Here is a 17,570-nt window from a genome sequence, read left to right as displayed (position 1 = left end):
CAACGACAGGAACGTGGCTTTCCGGACACTCGGGGTCGGGATCGGGCGGGTCAGAACCGGCCGCCGCCTCCGCGCCTGCCGCGCGTGGCCGAGCCGCCGAAACTGCCCGGCGAGCGGCGGCCGCCCCCGAAACCACCCCCGCCGCCGAAGCCGCCGCCACCGAAGCCGCCGCGGTAGCCCCCGCCGCGCGCGGCGCCGGACAGGATCCCGCCGAGGACCAGGCTGCCGAGGTCGACGCCCCCGCGCCTGCCGCCGGTCGCTGCCGCCCACTGCGTCACGTCCGCCCGGGCCAGCCGCAGCGCCTCCTGTGCGAGTGCGTCCGCGTGCTGGGCCTCCCGGAGCGCCTCCACGGGGTCGCCCCCGGCACCGGCTCGCTGCAGGTGCCGCTGGGCCTCGGCGAGCCGCGTGCGGGCCCCGCTGCCGACGGCGCCGCGGCGGGTGCCGATGAAGTCGGCGGCCGCGGCCACCGCCGAGCGGGCCGTGAGCAGGGCGTGGTCGAGCGCGGCGGCCGACCGGCGGGCGCGGTCCTGGGCCTCGCGCGCCGCGGCCAGCGCCTCGTCGAGCGCGCTGCCGGCCTCGTCGAGCAGGTGCAGCGCGGCGATCGGGTCCGGCATCGGGGCGTGCGCGGCCTCGTCGGCGGCCCGCAGTGCGGCCTCGGCCCTGGCCACCAGCGGGGCGGGCGCTTCGGGGAAGCGCCGGCCTCGGCCAGGTCCTGCTCGACCTCGGCGCGGGCGGCGGGGATGCGGGTGGCGGCATCGGCGAGCTCGCCCTCCCGGCGCGGGACGCCGTCCAGCAGCACCTCGGCCTGGGTCAGCGCGTCCTCCGCGACCCGGCCCGACACCACCGATGCCGCACGCGCGCCGCGCGTCAGCTCGGCCTGCGCCTCGGCCACCTCGGTGCGTGCGTCGGCGAGCAGCTGCCGGGCCCGGTCGAGGTGGTCGGCCACGGGTTCCAGCGCGGCCGCGGCGTAGCGGGCCACCAGCCGCGCCCACGCCGACTCCGCGGCCGGCACACGCGCGGTCACGGCGTCCAGCCGCGTCCCGAGGCCGCCGACGAACTCCTCGGCCCGCACCTCCAGGCCGCGGAGCCGGTCGAACGCCTCCGCCTGCGCGTCGAGGCGCTCGTCGGCGGCCCGGCAGCTGCGGATGATCTCTGCGTACAGGGCGCGCTGCGCAGCCTCGTCCTCGGGCTCGTCGTCGTCGAGGCGTTGGCGGGTCGCGAAGGCCGCGAGCATGTCCGCCTTGGACTTCTCGAGCGCCTCGGCGAAGCCGGCGACGGCCTCGGCGCCGAAGTGCGCGCGGGCCGCGGCGAGCTCCTCCTCGGACGTGCGCACGGCGTCGTCCACCTCGATGAGCGCCGAGCTGACCCGGTAGGCGAGGTCGGCGGTGGCCACCTCGCCGAACTCGTCGCCCGGGGCGGGCGCGGCGGCGGGCGGTGGCGCCGTCCGGGACCGCCTGCGCCTGCTCAGCAGGAAGAACCCGCCGATCACGACGACGGCACCCGCCAGCGCCACCAGCGTCCACGCGACCGCGCCACCGGAGCCACCGGAGCCGCCGCCCAGCTCGTCGGCGAGCGCGACGGCGGCACCGGCCCAGTCGTCCGCGGCCAGCCGGTCCTCCGCGGCGGTCAGCGCGTCGTCGATGGCCGACTGCGACAGCGACACCTCCGGGTCGACGTGCACGCCGTAGGCGCGGTCGCCGACCGCCACCGCGAACAGCACGTCCTCCCGCCCGAGCTGCGAGAGCCGGGCCGCCTCGGCGGCCCAGGTGGGTCCGTCCGCGCCGGAGAAGCTGTCGACGTAGACGACGAAGAGGTCGATCCCCTCGTCGGCGCGCAACTCGCCGACGGCGTCGGCGACGGCGGCCGTGCCGGCCGGGTCGAGCACGCCCGCGCGGTCGGTGACCCCGTCGGCCAGCCGGAACGGCGGCTCGGCCGGCGCTGTCGCGGCGCCGCCCAGCAGCAGCACCGCCAGCACGGCCGCGATCGCGGAGAATCTGCGCACGACGACCTCCACCCTCGGCAACAGCGCCATCATGGCGGCTCGGCCGACGCCACGAACGGTCCACTCGCCGCGGATTGGCCCATGGCGGCCCCGGCGGAGCGACGCAGGATGGGAGGCATGGCATCCGTCGAGCTCCGCCCGCTCCCCGTCACCCGCGACCCGGCTCGTCGGATTCCCCAGCTGATCGGCGGCCTCACCCTCTACGGCACGAGCATGGCCATGCAGATCCGCGCCGGCCTCGGCCTGAACCCGTGGGACGTGCTGCACGAGGGCCTCGCGAAGCAGACGCCGCTGAGCTTCGGTCTGATCACGGCGATCACCGGGGTCATCGTGCTGCTGCTGTGGATCCCGCTGCGCCAGCGCCCCGGGCTCGGCACGGTCGCGAACGTGCTCGTCATCGCCGTGGTCGTCGACCTGGCACTCGCCGTGATGCCGGCGGCGGAGGCGCTGCCCGCGCGGATCGCGCTCCTGGTGGGCGGGGTGGTGCTCAACGGGCTGGCGACGGCGGCCTACGTGGGGGCACGGCTCGGTCCCGGCCCGCGTGACGGCCTCATGACCGGGATCGCCGCCCGCACCGGATGGTCGCTGCGCGTCGTGCGGACCGGGATCGAGGTGACGGTGCTCGCGGTCGGGTGGCTGCTCGGCGGTACCGCCGGTATCGGCACCGTGCTCTACGCCGTTGCGATCGGCCCGCTCACCCAGGCGTTCCTGCCGCTGGTGGCGGTGCGGGACCGGCAGCCCTGAAACGCCAGCAAGGTGGCCTTACTGCCACTGGGCGGCAGCATGGCCACCTTGCTGCGAACGAGCGGTCAGTGCGCCGCCGCGGTGGCCGGGACGGGCGACGGCTCCACGTTCGGCAGCTGCCAGGGGCGCACGACGGTGACGAGCACGAGGAGCGCGAGCGTGAGCCCACCGGCCACGGCGGTGGCCATGGCGGCGGCGGTGTTGCCGAGCACCCCGACGATCGGGGAGATGATCGCCCCGGTCCCGAACTGGACGGCGCCCAGCAGGGCCGCCGCGGTGCCCGCCGCCTCACCGTGCCGGGACAGCGCGACGGCCGGGGCGTTCGGGCCGGCCATGCCCACCGCGAACAGCACCATCCACAGCGGCAGCAGCACGCCGGGCAGGCCCCCGGTGCCGGTGGCCGCGAGCACGACGAACAGCAGGCCGCCCACCGCGCCGAAGCTGACGGCGGCGAGCAGCAGCTGGCGCGGCTCGAAGCGGCGCAGCAGCACCGGGTTGAGCTGGCTGGCGGCGATCAGCCAGATCGCACCGGCGCCGAAGAGCAGGCCGAACTGCTGCTCGTCGAGGCCGAACTGGCCCTGGAACACGAACGAGGCGCCCGAGACGTAGCTCATGATCGCCGACATGCTCAGCCCGGCGACGATCACCAGGCCGACGAACGTGCGGTCGCGCAGCAGGCCGCGGTAGGTGCGCAGCGTGCCGGCCAGGCTCGCGGGCCTGCGGCGCTCCACGGGCAGCGTCTCGCGCAGCCCGCGGGCGGCAAGCAGGACCATCAGCAGCCCGTAGAGCGCGAGCACGGCGAAGAGGCCGCGCCACGAGGTGACCTGCAGCAGCCAGCCGCCCAGGGTCGGGGCGATCACCGGCGCGGCGCCCATCACCAGCATCAGCCGGGACAGCAGGGTGGCCGCGGCCCGTCCGCTGTAGAGGTCGCGCACGATCGCCATTGCGACGACGGCGGCCGCCGCCGTCCCCAGGCCCTGCAGGACGCGCAGCCCGCCGAGCACGGCAATGTTCGGCGCGACCAGGCAGAGCACCGAGGCGAGCACGTGCAACGACGTGCCCATGAGCAGCGGCACGCGCCTGCCTAGCGTGTCCGACAGCGGGCCGATGAACAACTGCCCGAGGCCGAGGCCGAGCAGCGTGCCGGTGAGCGTCAGCTGCACTGCCGACTCCGACGTCAGCATCTCGCGGGTGATCGTGGGCAGCGCGGGGAGGTAGAGGTCGATGGTCAGCGGGCCGAGGGCGACGAAGGCACCCAAGGTGAGGATCAGCCGGAGGCGTTCCCCCCGGGTGTCCGGTACGGCCATTGGGACACGATCGGGAGTCAGCGTCACGGATCGATCAAGACGGGACGGGTGGGCGACTGTTCCCGATCGGGCCGCACTGTGGGCGGGAACACGATCACCTACCGCCACGTCGTCCACTCTCCGACCGGGCCTTCGTGCAGGGCGGCGTACACGCGGTCGCGCAGCGCGTTGGCCTGCGAATCGGTCAGGGTGTGAGCCACCGGGCGCAGGCTGATCCGGACCAGCGCGTTGACCTGCCCCGGCCGGATCAGCAGCCGCTCCCGGACGTGCGGCGGCAGGTCGTCGTGCGGCACGACGGCCGGCACGGAGAGGTCCTCGAGCACGTCGGCATCGCCGCCGAGCGCGTCGCGGGCGCGGTCACCGAGCAGTTCCGCATCGACATCGCCGTCGACCACGATCGACAGGTCGCGGCGCACCGGCGGCATCATCGACACCGGCCGCCACGGGTCGAGGTCGAGCAGCTGCCCGGCAATCCGCGGTTCCGCCGCCCGCAGCAGCCGGATGTCCGGGATGCCCTTGCGCAGCATGAGCGCCCGGTCCAGCCCCATGCCGAGCGCGAGGCCGTGCCAGCGGCCGGGGTCGAGCCCCGCCCCGGCGAGCACGTGCGGGGCGGCGAGGCCGCACTCGGCGACCTCGACCCAGCCGTCGGAGGTGTGGACGTCGACCTGGCGCCCCCGCTCGGTGTAGGGGTGCTCGGCGGGTTCGGCGCGCCACCGCACACCGGGCAGGATCGCGCTGACGAGCGTCTCGACCATCTCCTGCAGGTCGGAGGCGGTCGCCGGGCCGTCGTCGCGGATCCGCCACAGGTCGAGCTGGTGCGGGCTGCCCACGTGCAGCCGATCGATGACGTCGCGCCGGTGGACGAGACCGGGGAGGACGAGCAGCACGTCGGCGCCGCCCGGGCGGGCGGCCAGCTCGCGCAGCAGCGGCGGCACGCCCGCCGTGGTGTGGCTGCGCAGCATCGTGGTCTCGCTGACGTAGCGCGTGTAGCGGCTGTCGCGGGTGATGGCGGAGCGCTCGTACCCGAGCCGGTCGTAGTTGTCCTCGACGGCGACGACCGGCCGCGGCCGCCGGACGTCGACGGCGCAGCCCCAGCGGGCGGCGAGGGCGTCGACGGCGCGGTCGAGCAGCAGCTGCATCGCGTGGGGGCCGTGGGCGGGATCGGACAGGTCGCGCAGCTGCAGCGCCGACGCGATCTCGGAGGGGGAGAGCAGGGTGACCATGGGTGCGTCCTCGCGAAGCGGTGGGCGGTGGCGGAACACCCCCCGGCCGCTGCGGCGCGAGGACCGTCAGGCGAGCAGGCCCTCGCGGCCGCGCGGCGGCCGGGGGCGGGGAAATCGCTGCTCGTGACGCATGGGTGCCGCGACGGTAGCGGCGGACGCGGCGCGGATCGAGCGGGTTTCGGGCGGTGCGGGGAGCGTCGGTGGCGCGCGGACCGGCGGGTTACCGTGCGCGCATGCTGGTGGAGCGGATGCGCCCGTTCACGTCGACGATCTTCGCCGAGATGTCTGCACTCGCCGTGCGCACCGGGGCGATCAACCTGGGCCAGGGCTTCCCCGACACCGACGGGCCGCCGTCGCTGCTGGCCGACGCCGCGGCGAACATCCAGTCGGGGGTCAACCAGTACCCGCCCGGCCCCGGAATCCCCGAGCTGCGGGCTGCTGTGGCCGAGCACCAGCGGCGCTTCTACGGCCTCGACGTCGACCCGGACGCAGTGCTCGTCACCACCGGCGCCACCGAGGCGATCGCCGCCGCCGTGCTCGCGTTGTGCGGCCCGGGCGACGAGGTGGTGACCTTCCAGCCCTACTACGACTCCTACGCCGCCACGATCGCGCTCTCCGGCGCGACCCTGCGGCCGGTGCCGCTGCGTCCGCAGTACGGCTCGGACGGGCAGGCGGCGCCGGACTTCGCGTTCGACCCGGACGAGCTGCGGGCCGCCTTCTCGCCGCGCACCCGGGTGGTGCTGGTCAACACCCCGCACAACCCGACGGGCACCGTCCTCGACCGCGAGCAGCTCACGCTCATCGGCGAGCTCGCCGCCGAGTACGACGCCGTCGTGGTCACCGACGAGGTCTACGAGCACATGGTCTTCGACAGCGGACGGCACGTGCCGATGGCGACGCTGCCGGGGATGGCCGAGCGCACCCTCACGATCTCCTCGGCCGGCAAGACGTTCTCCGTGACCGGCTGGAAGGTCGGCTGGGTGCACGGCCCCGGCGAGCTCGTCTCCGCGGTGCGGGCGGCCAAGCAGTTCCTGACCTACGTCAGCGGAGCGCCGTTCCAGCCGGCGATCGCCGCCGCACTCGGGCTGCCCGACACCTTCTACTCGGGCCTGGCGGAGGAACTGCAGGGCAAGCGGGACCTGCTCTCCGACGGGCTGCGCGCGGCCGGCTTCACGGTGTTCCGGTCGGCGGGCACCTACTTCGTCGTCACCGACGTGACGCCGCTCGGGTTCGGCGACGGCGCCGAGCTCTGCTGGAGCCTCCCCGAGCGGATCGGCGTTGCCGCCGTGCCGGTGTCGGTGTTCTGCAGCGACCCGGACCTCGGCCGCACGCTCGTGCGCTTCGCGTTCTGCAAGCGCGCCGAGGTGCTCACCGAGGCCGTGTCGCGGCTGGGCGCGCTGCGCGGCTGACCGCCCGATCCGGCCGCCGTGTCACCGGGGGGCGACCCGGGCCGGCGAAACCCGGCGACTCGCAGGGCCAGAACGGGCGACTCGCGTGGCAGAACCGGGCGACTCGCGGGGCAGGAACGGGCGACTCGCGGGGAGTTCCGTGAGTCGCCCGTTTTCTGCGCGCGAGTCGCCCGTTTTCCGCGGGCGAGTCGCCCCGCGGTGATCAGCCCGCGGTCCGGGTCATCGTCGACGGGTAGCCACCCCCGCCCGGGTAGACCCACTCGCCGGCCATCACCTGGTCGCCCTCGTCGAAGGTTCCCGTGAACTTCGCGGCCGAGCCCTTCGCCCCGGCCCAGATGTGCAAGGTGTCTCCCTCGAGCTCGTAGACGTAGTCGAACGTGTTGCCCGCCGCGTCGTAGAAGCGGGAATGCATGTCGGCGCTGGCTCCCTCGCCGAACGGGCGGAGGTGGCCGATCACCTCCAGCCCCGTGATCCGCTGCCCGTACTGCTCGAGCGCGACCCGCTGCAGGAGGAAGTGGCCCCCCTCCATCCACTCGTAGGTCACCTTGCCCTCGGCTCCGCCGGTGACCCGCCACGTCCCGACGAGCCGGTCCAGGGCGCGGACGGCGTCGCTGGGAGCGGCGGCCTCGTAGGCGGGGAACTGGTCGTCGTGGGCGATGTCGGTCATGTCCTGCTCCTTCAGTGCGGTTCGTCCTGCGTGCACCGCTACCTCGGAGCCGGCGGCCGGGTTCGGACGCCGGCGTCGGCGGCCGAACCGAGATCACCCGATCAGACCAACAGCAGGGTCTTTCCGAACACCGTGCGGGCCTCGATCGCCGCGTGCGCGTCCGCGGCCTTGACCAGCGGGAACGTCTGCCCGATGACGGGTACGACGCGGCCGGCGGCGGCCTCCGCCAGCGCCTCCGCGGTCAGGCGCATGAGGGCGGTGTCGTCGAGCTGGACGTCGCCGATCCCGCGCACGGTGATCCCGCGGCGTTCGGCCTCGGCCGGGTCGACCTCCGCGAACCGCCCGCTCGGGGTGCCGTGCGCGGAGAACCGGCCGCCCGGCGCGAGCGTCGCGAACGCGGCCTCGCCGACCTGCCCGCCCACGTTGTCGAGGACGACATCGGCGCCGGATCCGCCGAGCGCGGCGCGGGCCTGCCCCACCCAGTCGGGCGTCTCGGAGTCGATGACGGCGTCGGCGCCCAGCTCGCGAATTCGGGCGAGCTTGCGCTCGTCGCGGGCGACGGCGACGACCCGCGCGCCCCGGGCCTTCGCGAGCTGGACGGACACGATCCCGAGCCCGCCGCTCGCACCCACCACCAGCACGCGGTCCCCGCTGCCGATCCCCGCGCCCTCGAACAGCGCGAGCGCCGTGACCGCATCGTGCAGCAGCGCCGCCGCCGCGGGGAGCTCCACCCCGTCGGGCACGGGCACCAGCCCGGCGGCGGGCGCGACGACCCGCTCGGCGTACCCGCCGTACCCGCCGGTGCGGGCCGCGACCACCCGGCCGACCCAGTGAGTAAGGACGCCGTCGCCGACCGATCGGACGTGCCCGACGACGGCGCCGCCCGGCACGTAGGGCGGCGTGACGGGGAAGTAGGCGCCGCCCAGGCCGCGGCGCACCATCGTCTCCACCCACAGCACGTCGGCGGCGGCCACATCGACCACCACCTCGCCGGGCCCGGCCACCGGGTCAGGTGCCTCCCGCGGCACCAGCACCTCGGGGCCGCCGAACTCCGTCACCTCTACGACCTGCATGTCCCTGTGCTCCTCGACTCGATCTCCGTGGTCGAGGAGAAGCCTGGAAGATGAGCTTGAGTTCAGGTCAAGCAGTGCGACCGGCCGCTCACACGGCCCGCTTCTCCTCCTCGGGCGGCGGGGCCGCCGCGGCGACGAGCGTGTCCAGGGACAGGCCGAGCGCTCCGGCCAGTGCCGAGACCGTGAAGAACGCCGGGGTCGGGATCCGGCCGGTCTCGATCTTGCGCAGCGTCTCGGCCGAGATGCCGGCAGCGCCCGCGACCTCGGTGAGGCTGCGGTCGGCCCGGGCTTCCCGCAGGAGGCGGCCGAGCCGCTCGCCGCGCTCGCGGTCGGCCGGAGTGAGGGGGACGCGCACCATGACGCCCAATAGTAATACCGGTATAGTTATCGGCATGATCGAGTTGAAGACCCGGGCGAACTGGACGCGATGGGCGCCGCCGGGAGGGTCGTGGGAGACGTCCTCGCCGCGGTGAAGCACCGTGCCGCGCCCGGGGTCACCCTCCGCGAGCTGGACGTCCTCGCCGCCGACCTCATCGCGCAGGCCGGCGCGCGGCCCACGTTCCTCGGCTACCACCCCGACTGGGCGCCGCGTCCCTACCCCGGCGTGATCTGCGCCAGCGTCAACGACGCCGTGGTGCACGCGATCCCGGACGCGAAGCCGCTGCGCCCCGGCGACCTGCTCAGCGTCGACCTCGCGGTGCACGTCGACGGCTGGTGCGCGGACGCGGCGTTCAGCGTCGTGGTCGGGCGCGCCGACCCCGTCGACGTCGCGCTGATCGAGGCCACCGAGCGGGCGCTGGCGGCCGGGATCGCCGCCGCTGTGCCCGGCGCGCGGTTGGGCGACGTCGCGCACGCCATCGGCAGCGTCGGACGTGCCGCCGGGTTCGGCCTGCTCGCCGACCACGGCGGGCACGGCGTCGGGCGCGCGATGCACGAGGCGCCGTTCGTCCCCAACGAGGGCCGCGCCGGGCGCGGGCTGACCCTGCGGCCCGGGCTGGTGCTCGCACTGGAGCCGATGCTCGTGGCGAGCGGCGCCGACGCCTACCGCCACGACCCCGACGGCTGGACGGTGCGCACCGCCGACCGCAGCCGCGCGGCGCACGTCGAGCACACGGTGGCGATCACCGAGGACGGGCCGCGGGTCCTCACGCTCCCGTCCGATCGAGCAGTGGCCGGGGCGCACGGCCACTGCTAGAACCGGGAGATGCCCATCACGGCGATCCACCGCTATCCGGTCAAGTCCATGCTCGGCGAGTCGCTGGCGAGCTGCGTCGTCGACTCGAGGGGGATCCCGGGCGACCGCGCGTACGCGGTGGTCGACGCCGGGACGGGCACGGTGGCGAGTGCCAAGGTACCGCGCCGCTGGTCGGGCCTGCTGGACTTCTCCGCGCGCTACGTGGCGGAGCCCCGCCCGGGGGAGGCGCCGCTGCCGGTGGAGATCACCTTCCCGGACGGGTCGGTGCTGCGCAGCGACGACCCCGGCATCGACGAGGCGCTCTCGGCCATCCTGGGCCGTCCGGTCCGGCTGACCACGGCCCGACCCGCCGAGGCGCACTTCGAGGAGGTCTGGCCGGAGATCGAGGGGCTCGCGCCGCAGGCGGTGATCGACGGCACGCAGGTGCGCCGGGAGGACACCGGGGAGGCGGTGAGCCGGTTCGACGTCGCGGCGATGGCGCCCGGGTCGACCGCGTTCTTCGACCTCGCGGTGCTGCACGTGCTCACCGGCTCGACGCTGGACCGGCTGCGCGAGCTCGCCCCGGACGCCACCTTCGACGCGCAGCGCTACCGCCCCAACCTGGTGCTCGACGGCGCGCCGGCGGGCTTCGCCGAGAACGAGTGGCCCGGGCGAACGATCGCGTTCGACGCCGGTCCGCGGATCACCGTGTCGATCCCGACCATGCGCTGCGTGATGACCACGCTCGCGCAGGGCGACCTGCCCCGCGACCCCGTCACGCTGCGCACCATCGCCAAGCACAACCGCGTGGACATCCCGAACCTGGGCACGTGGGCGTGCGCGGGGGTCTACGCCGACGTCACGGTGGCCGGCGAGATCGCGGTCGGGGACGACCACCGGGTCGAGCCGGTGGCGTGACGCCGGCGGTGCACACCGGCCGGCGCCCGTGCACACCTCCGGCGCTGTGCACCGTCGGCGTCCGGTGTGCACTGCCGCGACGACCATGGATGTAACGTTTCAGCCAGTTCCGCGGGAGCGGCTCACGGTCTCCAGCGCCTTGGCCACGTCGGCCTGGACGACCGGGGGGATCCGCCGCATCACGTCGGCGAGCCGGCTGCCGCGCACCCATCGCGTCGTGTCGCGGAACTCGCGCGCCTGCCCCTCGTCGTACTCGCGCAGCGTGCCCATGACGGCGGCGTACGCCGCCGGGTCGTCGACGATGTCGGCGAGCTCGGACTCGAGCGAGACGACGCCGTCGGCCGCGGCGGGGGCGGCCACGGCGACGGTCCAGGAGTGCGAGCCCGAACCGACGGCGACCGGGTCCGACCCGTCCGGCAGGTGCACGGTCGCCGTGGTGCCGGCCGGCACCTGCGCGGTGACGACCACGCCGTCCGGGGTGCGCTCCCAGCCGGCGGCCGCTCGCCCGTACGGCGTCTCGTGCGCGGCCCGGGCGAAGTCGAGCCCGGCGATCGGCTGCGGCGCGATCCGCAGCTCCCGGTACCCGGGCGCGGCGGGCGCCAGGCCGGCGACGGTGCGGTGCATCCAGTCGGCGATAGCGCCGAACGCGTAGTGGTTGAACGACGTCATCTGGCCCGGGTTGATCGACCCGTCCTCCAGCATGCTGTCCCAGCGCTCCCAGACCGTCGTCGCGCCCATCGTCACGGGGTAGAGCCACGACGGGTTCTCGGTCTGCAGCAGCAGGCGGCCCGCGACGTCGACGTGCCCGGTGCTCGTCAGCGCGTCGCAGACGATCGGGGTGCCGACGAAGCCGGTGGCCACCCGGTAGCCGGCCGCGCGGACCAAGTCGGCGAGGCGGTCCCCCATCTGCCTGCGCACCTGCGGGTCCGTGGCGATCCCGTACTCGAGCGCCATCGCGTACGCGGTCTGGGTGTCCGACAGCATCCGGCCGGCGCCGGTCACGTACTCGCGCAGGAACGCGGCGCGGACCTCCTCGGCGATGCGCCGGTACCGCTCGGCGTCGTCGGTGTACTCGAGCAGCGCCGCGGTGCGGGCGAGGATGTCGGTGGACCGGAAGACGTGCGCGCTCGCGACGACATCCGGGTCGGTCTTCGCCTCGCCGGGCCGCTGGGGCGGCGCTGCCGGGTCGAGCCAGTCGCCGAACTGGAACTTCCCCTCCCAGAGCCGGCGCTCGCCGGCGAGCGCGAGGATCGTGTCCACCCACGAGCGCATGCTCGGGTACTGGTCGACGAGCACCTGCCGGTCGCCGTAGCGCTCGTGGAGCACCTGCGGGACGACCGTCGCGGCGTCGCCCCAGGCAGCCGCCGGGATGGCCCGGCCGAGGACGTGCGGGACCACGAACGGCACGATCCCGTTCGCGGCCTCCTGCTCGAGCGCGAGGTCCTCCAGCCAGCTCACCAGGAAGCCGTTGCAGTCGAAGAGGTCGGTGGCGGTCGGTGCGAAGACCTGGATGTCGCCGGTCCACCCGAGCCGCTCGTCGCGCTGCGGGCAGTCGGTCGGGACGTGCAGGAAGTTGCCGCGCATGCCCCACACGACGTTCTCGTGCAGCCGCTGCAGCTGCTCGTGGGAGCACGTGAACTCGCCGGTGCGGCGCATGTCGCTGCTCAGGACGACGGCGACGACGTCGGCCGGGTCGAGCTCGCCGGGCCAGTCGTCGATCTGTGCGTAGCGGAAGCCGTGGAACGTCGACCACGGCTCCCAGGTCTCCTCGCCGGTGCCGGCGAGGGTGTACGTGTCGGTGGCCTCGGCCGCGCGTAGCGGGCGGGTGCCGAGCTCGCCGTGCTCGAGCACCTCGGCGTGCTTGAGCGTGACCGTGGTCCCGGCCGCGCCGCGCACGGTGAGACGCAGCCGGCCCACGAGGTTCTGCCCGAAGTCGAGCACCGTCCTGCCGCTCGGGGTCGTGATGACCTCTCGCACCGGCAGCTCGGCGACGCGGCGGGCCCCCGGCGAGCGGCGCGCCTGCGGCACCGGGAAGTCCCCGTCGACCCGGACGGGCGACCACGCGCCGTCGTCGAAGCCGGGGCTCGACCAGCCGGTGGCCTCGCGCCGCGCGTCGAAGCGCTCGCCGAGATAGATCCCGCTGCGGGTCGTCGGCCCGTCGCCGGTCGCCCGCCAGCCTTCGCCGCTGGCGATCGTCTCGCTCGTGCCGTCCTCGTACTCGACGACGAGCTGCACCGCGACCGCAGGCTGCTCGCCGTAGACCGGCGCGGCGGCGTCCCGGAAGCCGAAGCGCTCGGTCCACCACCCGCCGGCGAGGCGCACGCCGATGGCGTTCTCGCCCGCGGCGAGGAGGTCGGTGACGTCGGTCGTCTCGTGCACCAGGCGCCACCGGTACGCGGTCCAGCCCGGCTTGAGCACCTCGTCGTCGACGTCGCGGCCGTTCACCGCGACCTGGTAGACGCCGTGCGCGGTGGCGAACAGGCGCGCCCGCCGCGCCGGGCGGTCGAGGGTGAAGGCGTGCCGCACGAGTACCGGCTGCGCAGGCCGCTGCGGGTCGGCGAGGCCGACCATCCGCGCGGTCCAGTCCCCGTCGGCGAGGAAGCCTGCGACGACGGGCAGCGGCTCGCTCCACGCGGAGGTCCCACCGTCCGCGCCGGTGACCCGCGCCCGGACGGCGACCTCGTCGCCTGCCGCGAGCGGCTCGAACGGCCAGTCGACGAGCACCGACTCGGGCCCGTCGAGGCGGACCGTCGTCGGGCCCGCGGCGCGCGGGTGTGCGAGTTCGAGCTCGGCGGACGCCTGTCGCCAGTTCGGGACGTCGGTCTCGACGACCCACGACAGGCGTGGTGTCGGCGTGGCGACGGTGCTGCGGTCGGTGGCGTGCTCGGCGGTGGTGCGGACGACGCGGGTCGACGGCGCGGCGGTCACGGGTTCCCTCCTGGGAGCGGTGCGGGCCGTGAGTGGATACGAGTGCTCCAGCACTCGTTTCCACTCACGAGGGCGAAGGCCGGGATGTTCTCAGCCCTTCACAGCGCCGGCGGTCATGCCGGCGACGATCTGCCGCTGGAAGAAGATGAACATGATGAGCGGCGGGATGGTGATGAGCAGGATGTCCATGAAGAGCAGGTTGTAGCTCGTCTGGAACTGGCTCTGGAAGTTGTAGAGCGTGAGCTGGACGGTGGGGTTTCCGGGCAGGAAGTACAGCGGGTTGACGAAGTCGTTGAAGACCTGCACCGCCTGCACGACGACGACCGTGACGACGACCGGCTTCAGCAGCGGCAGGATGATCCGGAAGAAGACCCGCAGCGGGCTCGCCCCGTCGATGATCGCGGCCTCGTCGATCTCGCGGGGAATCGTCGAGATGAAGGCCCGGAAGAGCAGGATCGAGAACGACAGGCCGAACGCCACCTCGATGAGGATGAGCCCGAACATCGTGTCGAACAGGTTGATCCCCTGGAGCACCCAGATCGTCGGCACCACCGCCGGCGGGATGATGAGCCCGGACAGCACGAGGAAGTTGATGAACGCGTTCCAGCGCGATTTGCGCCGTTGCAGGACGAACGCCACCATCGCCGAGAGCACCACGATGCCCGCCACGCTGGCGACGGTCAGGATGGTGCTGTTGATGAAGGCGATCACGAGCATGAAGTCGCGCGCCTGGATCACTTCGGCGAAGTTCTCGACGAGGGCGATCTCCGTGGGCCAGGAGAACCCGAGGAGGCCGGCCTCCTGTCGCGTCTTCAGCGAGGTGAGGAGGATGAAGGCGAACGGGACGACGAAGACGATCCCGGTGAGGACGAGGCCGAGCGTGCTGGCCCAGTAGCGGTAGGTGCGGCTCACATCTCCACCTCTCGCCGGTTGAGGAAGAGCGTCAGCGGCAGGACGATCGCCGTGACGACGAGGAACAGCACCACGTTGCCGGCCGTCGAGATCCCGTAGAAGCCGGCCTGGTACTGCTTGTAGATGACCGATGCGATGACGTCGGACGTGAATCCCGGCCCGCCGCGCGTCATCGCCCAGATCAGCTCGAATGACCGCAGACCGCCGATGAGCGACAGGATGATCACCGTCGCGGTGGCGGGTCGCGCCAGCGGTAGGACGATGTGCCAGAAGTTCTGGAGCGACCCTGCGCCGTCGACCTTCGCGGCCTCGTAGTACTCCTGCGGGATGGAGACGATGCCGGCGATGTAGATGACGGTCGCCAGGCCGACCCCCTTCCAGATGTCGACCGCGGCGACGGACAGCAGGGCGAGGGCGGGGTCGGTGAGCCAGCCGGGTCCGTCGATCCCCAGCAGTGCCAATGACTCGTTGATGAGCCCTTCCTGCGGATCCATGAGGACCTGGAACGTGATGCCGACGCCGACGGTGCTCACGAGCACCGGGAAGAAGATCACCGACCGCAGCCAGTCGCGGGCGATGATCTGCGACGTGAGGAACACCGCCAGCAGCAGGCCCAGCACCACCTTCGCGCCTGAGGTGACGAAGGCGTAGATCATCGTGTTCGTCAGGCCGGTGACGAGCTGCGGTTGCTCGAAGAACGTGACGAAGTTGTCGAAGCCGATGAACTCCGTGTCGAACAGCGTCCACCGGGTGAGGCTGAAGTAGAAGGACGCGAAGGTGGGGATCAGGAAGAGCAGCGCGTAGACGATCCCCGCCGGGAGGTAGAACCAGTACGGGTAGAAGCTCTTCCTCCGGCCGCCCGCCTTCACCTGTCGAGCGCTGCGGCCCGGCGGGGCCGCAGGTTGTGCTGTGGTCTTCGTCGCCATCGTGCGCCTCCCTGCGCGGGTCCGGCGCCGCGCCCGGCTCGTGCTGTCACGAGCCGGGCCCGGCGACCGGACCGGGTCTGCCGGCGCTCAGCGCGCCGCGGTCACCAGCCCTCGAGGCCGAGCTGCTGAGCCTGCTGAGCGACGTCCTGGTCGTACAGCGCGGCGGCGTCCTCAGCGGAGCGGATGCCGGAACCGACCTCCACCGTGAGGTTCTCGAGGTTCGGACCCTTCACCGGCGACAGGAACTCGAGCGCCGGGCTCGCCGCGCCCTTCTCGAGGTAGGCCCGGATGTCCTCCACCGCGGGCGGCACGTCCGCGGGGAGCTCGCAGCCCTCCACGACGTAGGGGCCGACCGGGGTCGCCGCCTCGGTCATCGCCGCACAGCCCGCGGGGCTGGCGATGAAGGCCAGGAAGTCCAGCGCCGCCTCGCGCTGCGCGCCCTCCGTGGTCTGCGGGATGTAGGCCGCGCCGGGCGTCCAGACGGTGATGCCGTGCGTCGCCGGGTCGGGGCCCGGCAGCCCGAAGACGCCGATGTCGTCGACCGCGTCCGGGTAGCTGGCGACGATCTCGGCGAGCGCGCTGGTGAGGATCGGGTAGTGCACGCCCTCGCCCTGGGCCAGCATCCGCAGCCCTTCCTCGTAGGTGGCGGAGGCGAAGTCCTCGTTCATGTATCCGGCCTCGTGCACGGCCTGCTGGTGCTGGAAGCCCCGCAGCGCCGCCTCGGACGTCGCGTACTTCAGCTCGCCCGCGGTGTAGCGCTCGGGGAAGTTCGGCTCGGCCTGCAGGACGTTGTGGAAGTCACCGAGGACGAACAGCTGGGAGGTCCAGGTCTCCTGGTAGGTCTGGATCACCGGCGCGGCGTCGGTCCGCTCGGCGATCACCGCGTTGTTCGCCATGAACTCGTCCCAGGTGCGGGGGACCTCGAGCCCGAGCTGCTCGTAGACGGCCTTGTTGTACATCACGGCGCCGGCCTGCACGGTGCCGACCGGGGCGCCGAAGACCTCGCCGTTCGCGGACACCGCGTCGACGAACGTCTGGTCGAGGTCCGCGACCCACGGCTGGTCCGTGACCGGCACGAGGGTCTGCGTCGGGTTGAGGGCCTGCAGGAGCGAGCCGGAGTTGTACACGAAGACGTTCGCCATGTCGCCGGTCGCGAGGCGCGTCTTCACGAGGTTGTCACCCTCGGTGCCGCCGGGGCGCGTCTGGACCTCGACGTTCACATCGGGGTTCTCGGCCATGTAGGCCTCGGCCAAGCCCTCGGCGAGGGCTACGTCGTCGGGGTTGTTGCCGGTGAGGAACGACAGCGCGACGCCCTCGCCGTCGCCCCCGCTGGAGCCGAGGCTGCCGGCACTGCAGCCGGTGGCGACGACGGCAGCGGTCGCGAGGGCGATGAGCATCCGGGTGCGTCGGGGTGTGGGCTTGCGCATCGTATGACCTCTTCGTCAGACGTCGGCTGCGTCTTGAATCGTTTCAAGCCGTGTGCGGGGATGGTAGGGACGCGCATCGGCCAGCGTCAAGGCGTAGGTGCGAGCCGATCCCGAGTTGCAGCAAAGCCACTTTCCTGCCACCTGGTTGCAGGAAAGTGGCTTTGCTGCGATGCCGGGCGCGGCGTCAGGCCCCGCGCGCGGACAGGAAGCCCTGCCGGGAGTTCGCGATGTGCTCCCGCGCCCGGCGCGCCGCTGCGGCCTCGTCGGCAGCGGCGATGGCATCGACGATGCCGCGGTGCTCGGTCCAGGACCGCCTGCCCTGCACCGACACGTTGGTCGCGTAGATCCACTGGATGCGGTCGGCGACCTGCCGGAACAGCGAGAGCAGGCTCGCGCTGCCGCTCAGCTCCGCCATCGTGAGGTGGAAGCGGGTGTTGAGGACGGGCAGCTCGCCCGCCCGACCGGCGGCGACCGCGGCCAGCCCGGTCTCGACGATCTCGTCGAGCCGGCTCACCAACCCGTCCGCACCGGTGGCTGACGCGGCCACCAGCGCGGCGCACCGGCGGGCGGTGATCTCCTCGATGGTGCACCGCACGGCGTAGAGGTCGTCGGCGTCGTCGGCGGAGATCGTCGCAACAGTCGCGCCGAGGTTGGGGCGCACGGCGACGAAGCCCTCCGCGGCGAGGGTCCGGATGGCCTCCCGCACCGGCACCCGCGAGACCTCGTAGCGGGTGCACAGGCTCGTCTCGGTCAGCCGCATGCCCTGCTCCAGCTCACCGCTGAGGATGTCCCTGCGCAGGGCCCGCAGCACCCGGCCCGCCGCACCACTCATGTTCTCCCCGTCCGTCCCCTCCAGCTTG

The 17,570-nt window shown here is 73.4% G+C and carries 15 protein-coding genes and 1 pseudogene; 4 read left to right on the top strand and 12 right to left on the bottom strand.

The features are described 5' to 3' along the window. Nucleotides 1–50: 50 nt before the first annotated feature. Nucleotides 51–278, bottom strand: a complete 228-nt coding sequence (locus KME75_RS03440; protein WP_219413040.1) for a hypothetical protein — start codon at nucleotides 276–278, stop codon at nucleotides 51–53. Beyond that, nucleotides 275–2,002 (bottom strand): TPM domain-containing protein, encoded by a 1,728-nt coding sequence (locus KME75_RS03435; protein ID WP_219413039.1) that lies wholly within the window; start codon nucleotides 2,000–2,002, stop codon nucleotides 275–277. The genes KME75_RS03440 and KME75_RS03435 overlap by 4 nt, the downstream gene beginning before the upstream one ends. 117 nt (nucleotides 2,003–2,119) lie before the next feature. On the opposite strand from KME75_RS03435, the gene yczE reads away from it, so the two are divergent. Further along, nucleotides 2,120–2,746: a membrane protein YczE gene (gene yczE, locus KME75_RS03430; RefSeq protein WP_372452553.1), complete on the top strand. Its 627-nt coding sequence runs from the start codon at nucleotides 2,120–2,122 to the stop codon at nucleotides 2,744–2,746. A gap of 65 nt (nucleotides 2,747–2,811) precedes the next feature. On the opposite strand, the gene KME75_RS03425 is transcribed toward yczE, so the two are convergent. Together KME75_RS03425 and srmL are read right to left on the bottom strand one after the other, a co-directional pair. Beyond that, entirely contained in the window at nucleotides 2,812–4,053 is a 1,242-nt protein-coding gene (locus KME75_RS03425; RefSeq protein ID WP_219413037.1) for a multidrug effflux MFS transporter, read from the bottom strand. A gap of 98 nt (nucleotides 4,054–4,151) precedes the next feature. Next, on the bottom strand, nucleotides 4,152–5,276 hold the full coding sequence (srmL, locus tag KME75_RS03420; RefSeq protein WP_219413036.1) for a PheS-related mystery ligase SrmL: 1,125 nt from the start codon (nucleotides 5,274–5,276) through the stop codon (nucleotides 4,152–4,154). A gap of 233 nt (nucleotides 5,277–5,509) precedes the next feature. Between srmL and KME75_RS03415 the strand changes: the two genes are divergently transcribed. Beyond that, nucleotides 5,510–6,685: a pyridoxal phosphate-dependent aminotransferase gene (locus KME75_RS03415; protein ID WP_219413035.1), complete on the top strand. Its 1,176-nt coding sequence runs from the start codon at nucleotides 5,510–5,512 to the stop codon at nucleotides 6,683–6,685. 202 nt (nucleotides 6,686–6,887) lie between these two features. On the opposite strand, the gene KME75_RS03410 is transcribed toward KME75_RS03415, so the two are convergent. The 3 genes from KME75_RS03410 to KME75_RS03400 all read right to left on the bottom strand — a co-directional run bounded on the left by KME75_RS03410 (nucleotide 6,888) and on the right by KME75_RS03400 (nucleotide 8,783). Beyond that, nucleotides 6,888–7,352: a hypothetical protein gene (locus tag KME75_RS03410; RefSeq protein WP_246631387.1), complete on the bottom strand. Its 465-nt coding sequence runs from the start codon at nucleotides 7,350–7,352 to the stop codon at nucleotides 6,888–6,890. Between the two features lie 101 nt (nucleotides 7,353–7,453). Beyond that, nucleotides 7,454–8,425, bottom strand: a complete 972-nt coding sequence (locus tag KME75_RS03405) for a zinc-binding dehydrogenase (protein WP_219413034.1) — start codon at nucleotides 8,423–8,425, stop codon at nucleotides 7,454–7,456. An 88-nt stretch (nucleotides 8,426–8,513) separates the two neighbouring features. Then, nucleotides 8,514–8,783, bottom strand: coding sequence for a helix-turn-helix domain-containing protein (locus tag KME75_RS03400; protein WP_219413033.1), 270 nt, complete (start codon nucleotides 8,781–8,783; stop codon nucleotides 8,514–8,516). A 34-nt stretch (nucleotides 8,784–8,817) separates the two neighbouring features. Between KME75_RS03400 and map the strand changes: the two are divergent. Then, a pseudogene (map, locus tag KME75_RS03395) lies at nucleotides 8,818–9,620 on the top strand (type I methionyl aminopeptidase). 9 nt (nucleotides 9,621–9,629) lie between these two features. Next, nucleotides 9,630–10,517 carry an MOSC domain-containing protein gene (locus tag KME75_RS03390; RefSeq protein ID WP_219413031.1) on the top strand — a complete coding sequence of 296 codons (888 nt, stop codon included), beginning with the start codon at nucleotides 9,630–9,632 and terminating at the stop codon, nucleotides 10,515–10,517. Nucleotides 10,518–10,616: 99 nt separating this feature from the next. Here the strand turns inward: KME75_RS03390 and KME75_RS03385 are convergent, their stop codons facing one another. The 5 genes from KME75_RS03385 to KME75_RS03365 form a co-directional block, all read right to left on the bottom strand. Continuing rightward, complete coding sequence (locus tag KME75_RS03385) at nucleotides 10,617–13,445, bottom strand: family 78 glycoside hydrolase catalytic domain (RefSeq protein ID WP_219413030.1); 2,829 nt, start codon at nucleotides 13,443–13,445, stop codon at nucleotides 10,617–10,619. A gap of 90 nt (nucleotides 13,446–13,535) precedes the next feature. Further along, nucleotides 13,536–14,357, bottom strand: a complete 822-nt coding sequence (locus KME75_RS03380; RefSeq protein ID WP_219413029.1) for a carbohydrate ABC transporter permease — start codon at nucleotides 14,355–14,357, stop codon at nucleotides 13,536–13,538. After that, entirely contained in the window at nucleotides 14,354–15,283 is a 930-nt protein-coding gene (locus tag KME75_RS03375) for a carbohydrate ABC transporter permease (protein ID WP_219413028.1), read from the bottom strand. The genes KME75_RS03380 and KME75_RS03375 overlap by 4 nt, the downstream gene beginning before the upstream one ends. Nucleotides 15,284–15,384: 101 nt before the next feature. Continuing rightward, nucleotides 15,385–16,710 (bottom strand): ABC transporter substrate-binding protein, encoded by a 1,326-nt coding sequence (locus KME75_RS03370; RefSeq protein WP_219413027.1) that lies wholly within the window; start codon nucleotides 16,708–16,710, stop codon nucleotides 15,385–15,387. A 184-nt stretch (nucleotides 16,711–16,894) separates the two neighbouring features. Further along, nucleotides 16,895–17,542, bottom strand: a complete 648-nt coding sequence (locus KME75_RS03365) for a GntR family transcriptional regulator (RefSeq protein WP_219413026.1) — start codon at nucleotides 17,540–17,542, stop codon at nucleotides 16,895–16,897. Nucleotides 17,543–17,570: the final 28 nt, after the last annotated feature.

Origin of the sequence: Pseudonocardia nigra (genome assembly GCF_019396355.1) — a bacterium.
GTDB lineage: Bacteria > Actinomycetota > Actinomycetes > Mycobacteriales > Pseudonocardiaceae > Pseudonocardia > Pseudonocardia nigra.
The sequence above is the reverse complement of the archived record's forward strand: the minus strand, read 5'-3'. Positions and strand labels throughout refer to the sequence as shown.

What these genes read in the sequence shown, in the direction of transcription:
- yczE (WP_372452553.1), top strand. Translation starts at nt 2,120, where the DNA reads ATGGCATCCGTCGAGCTCCGCCCGCTCCCCGTCACCCGCGACCCGGCT.
- KME75_RS03425 (WP_219413037.1), bottom strand. Translation starts at nt 4,053, where the DNA reads ATGGCCGTACCGGACACCCGGGGGGAACGCCTCCGGCTGATCCTCACC.
- srmL (WP_219413036.1), bottom strand. Translation starts at nt 5,276, where the DNA reads ATGGTCACCCTGCTCTCCCCCTCCGAGATCGCGTCGGCGCTGCAGCTG.
- KME75_RS03415 (WP_219413035.1), top strand. Translation starts at nt 5,510, where the DNA reads ATGCTGGTGGAGCGGATGCGCCCGTTCACGTCGACGATCTTCGCCGAG.
- KME75_RS03410 (WP_246631387.1), bottom strand. Translation starts at nt 7,352, where the DNA reads ATGACCGACATCGCCCACGACGACCAGTTCCCCGCCTACGAGGCCGCC.
- KME75_RS03405 (WP_219413034.1), bottom strand. Translation starts at nt 8,425, where the DNA reads ATGCAGGTCGTAGAGGTGACGGAGTTCGGCGGCCCCGAGGTGCTGGTG.
- KME75_RS03400 (WP_219413033.1), bottom strand. Translation starts at nt 8,783, where the DNA reads ATGGTGCGCGTCCCCCTCACTCCGGCCGACCGCGAGCGCGGCGAGCGG.
- KME75_RS03390 (WP_219413031.1), top strand. Translation starts at nt 9,630, where the DNA reads ATGCCCATCACGGCGATCCACCGCTATCCGGTCAAGTCCATGCTCGGC.
- KME75_RS03375 (WP_219413028.1), bottom strand. Translation starts at nt 15,283, where the DNA reads ATGGCGACGAAGACCACAGCACAACCTGCGGCCCCGCCGGGCCGCAGC.
- KME75_RS03370 (WP_219413027.1), bottom strand. Translation starts at nt 16,710, where the DNA reads ATGCGCAAGCCCACACCCCGACGCACCCGGATGCTCATCGCCCTCGCG.
- KME75_RS03365 (WP_219413026.1), bottom strand. Translation starts at nt 17,542, where the DNA reads ATGAGTGGTGCGGCGGGCCGGGTGCTGCGGGCCCTGCGCAGGGACATC.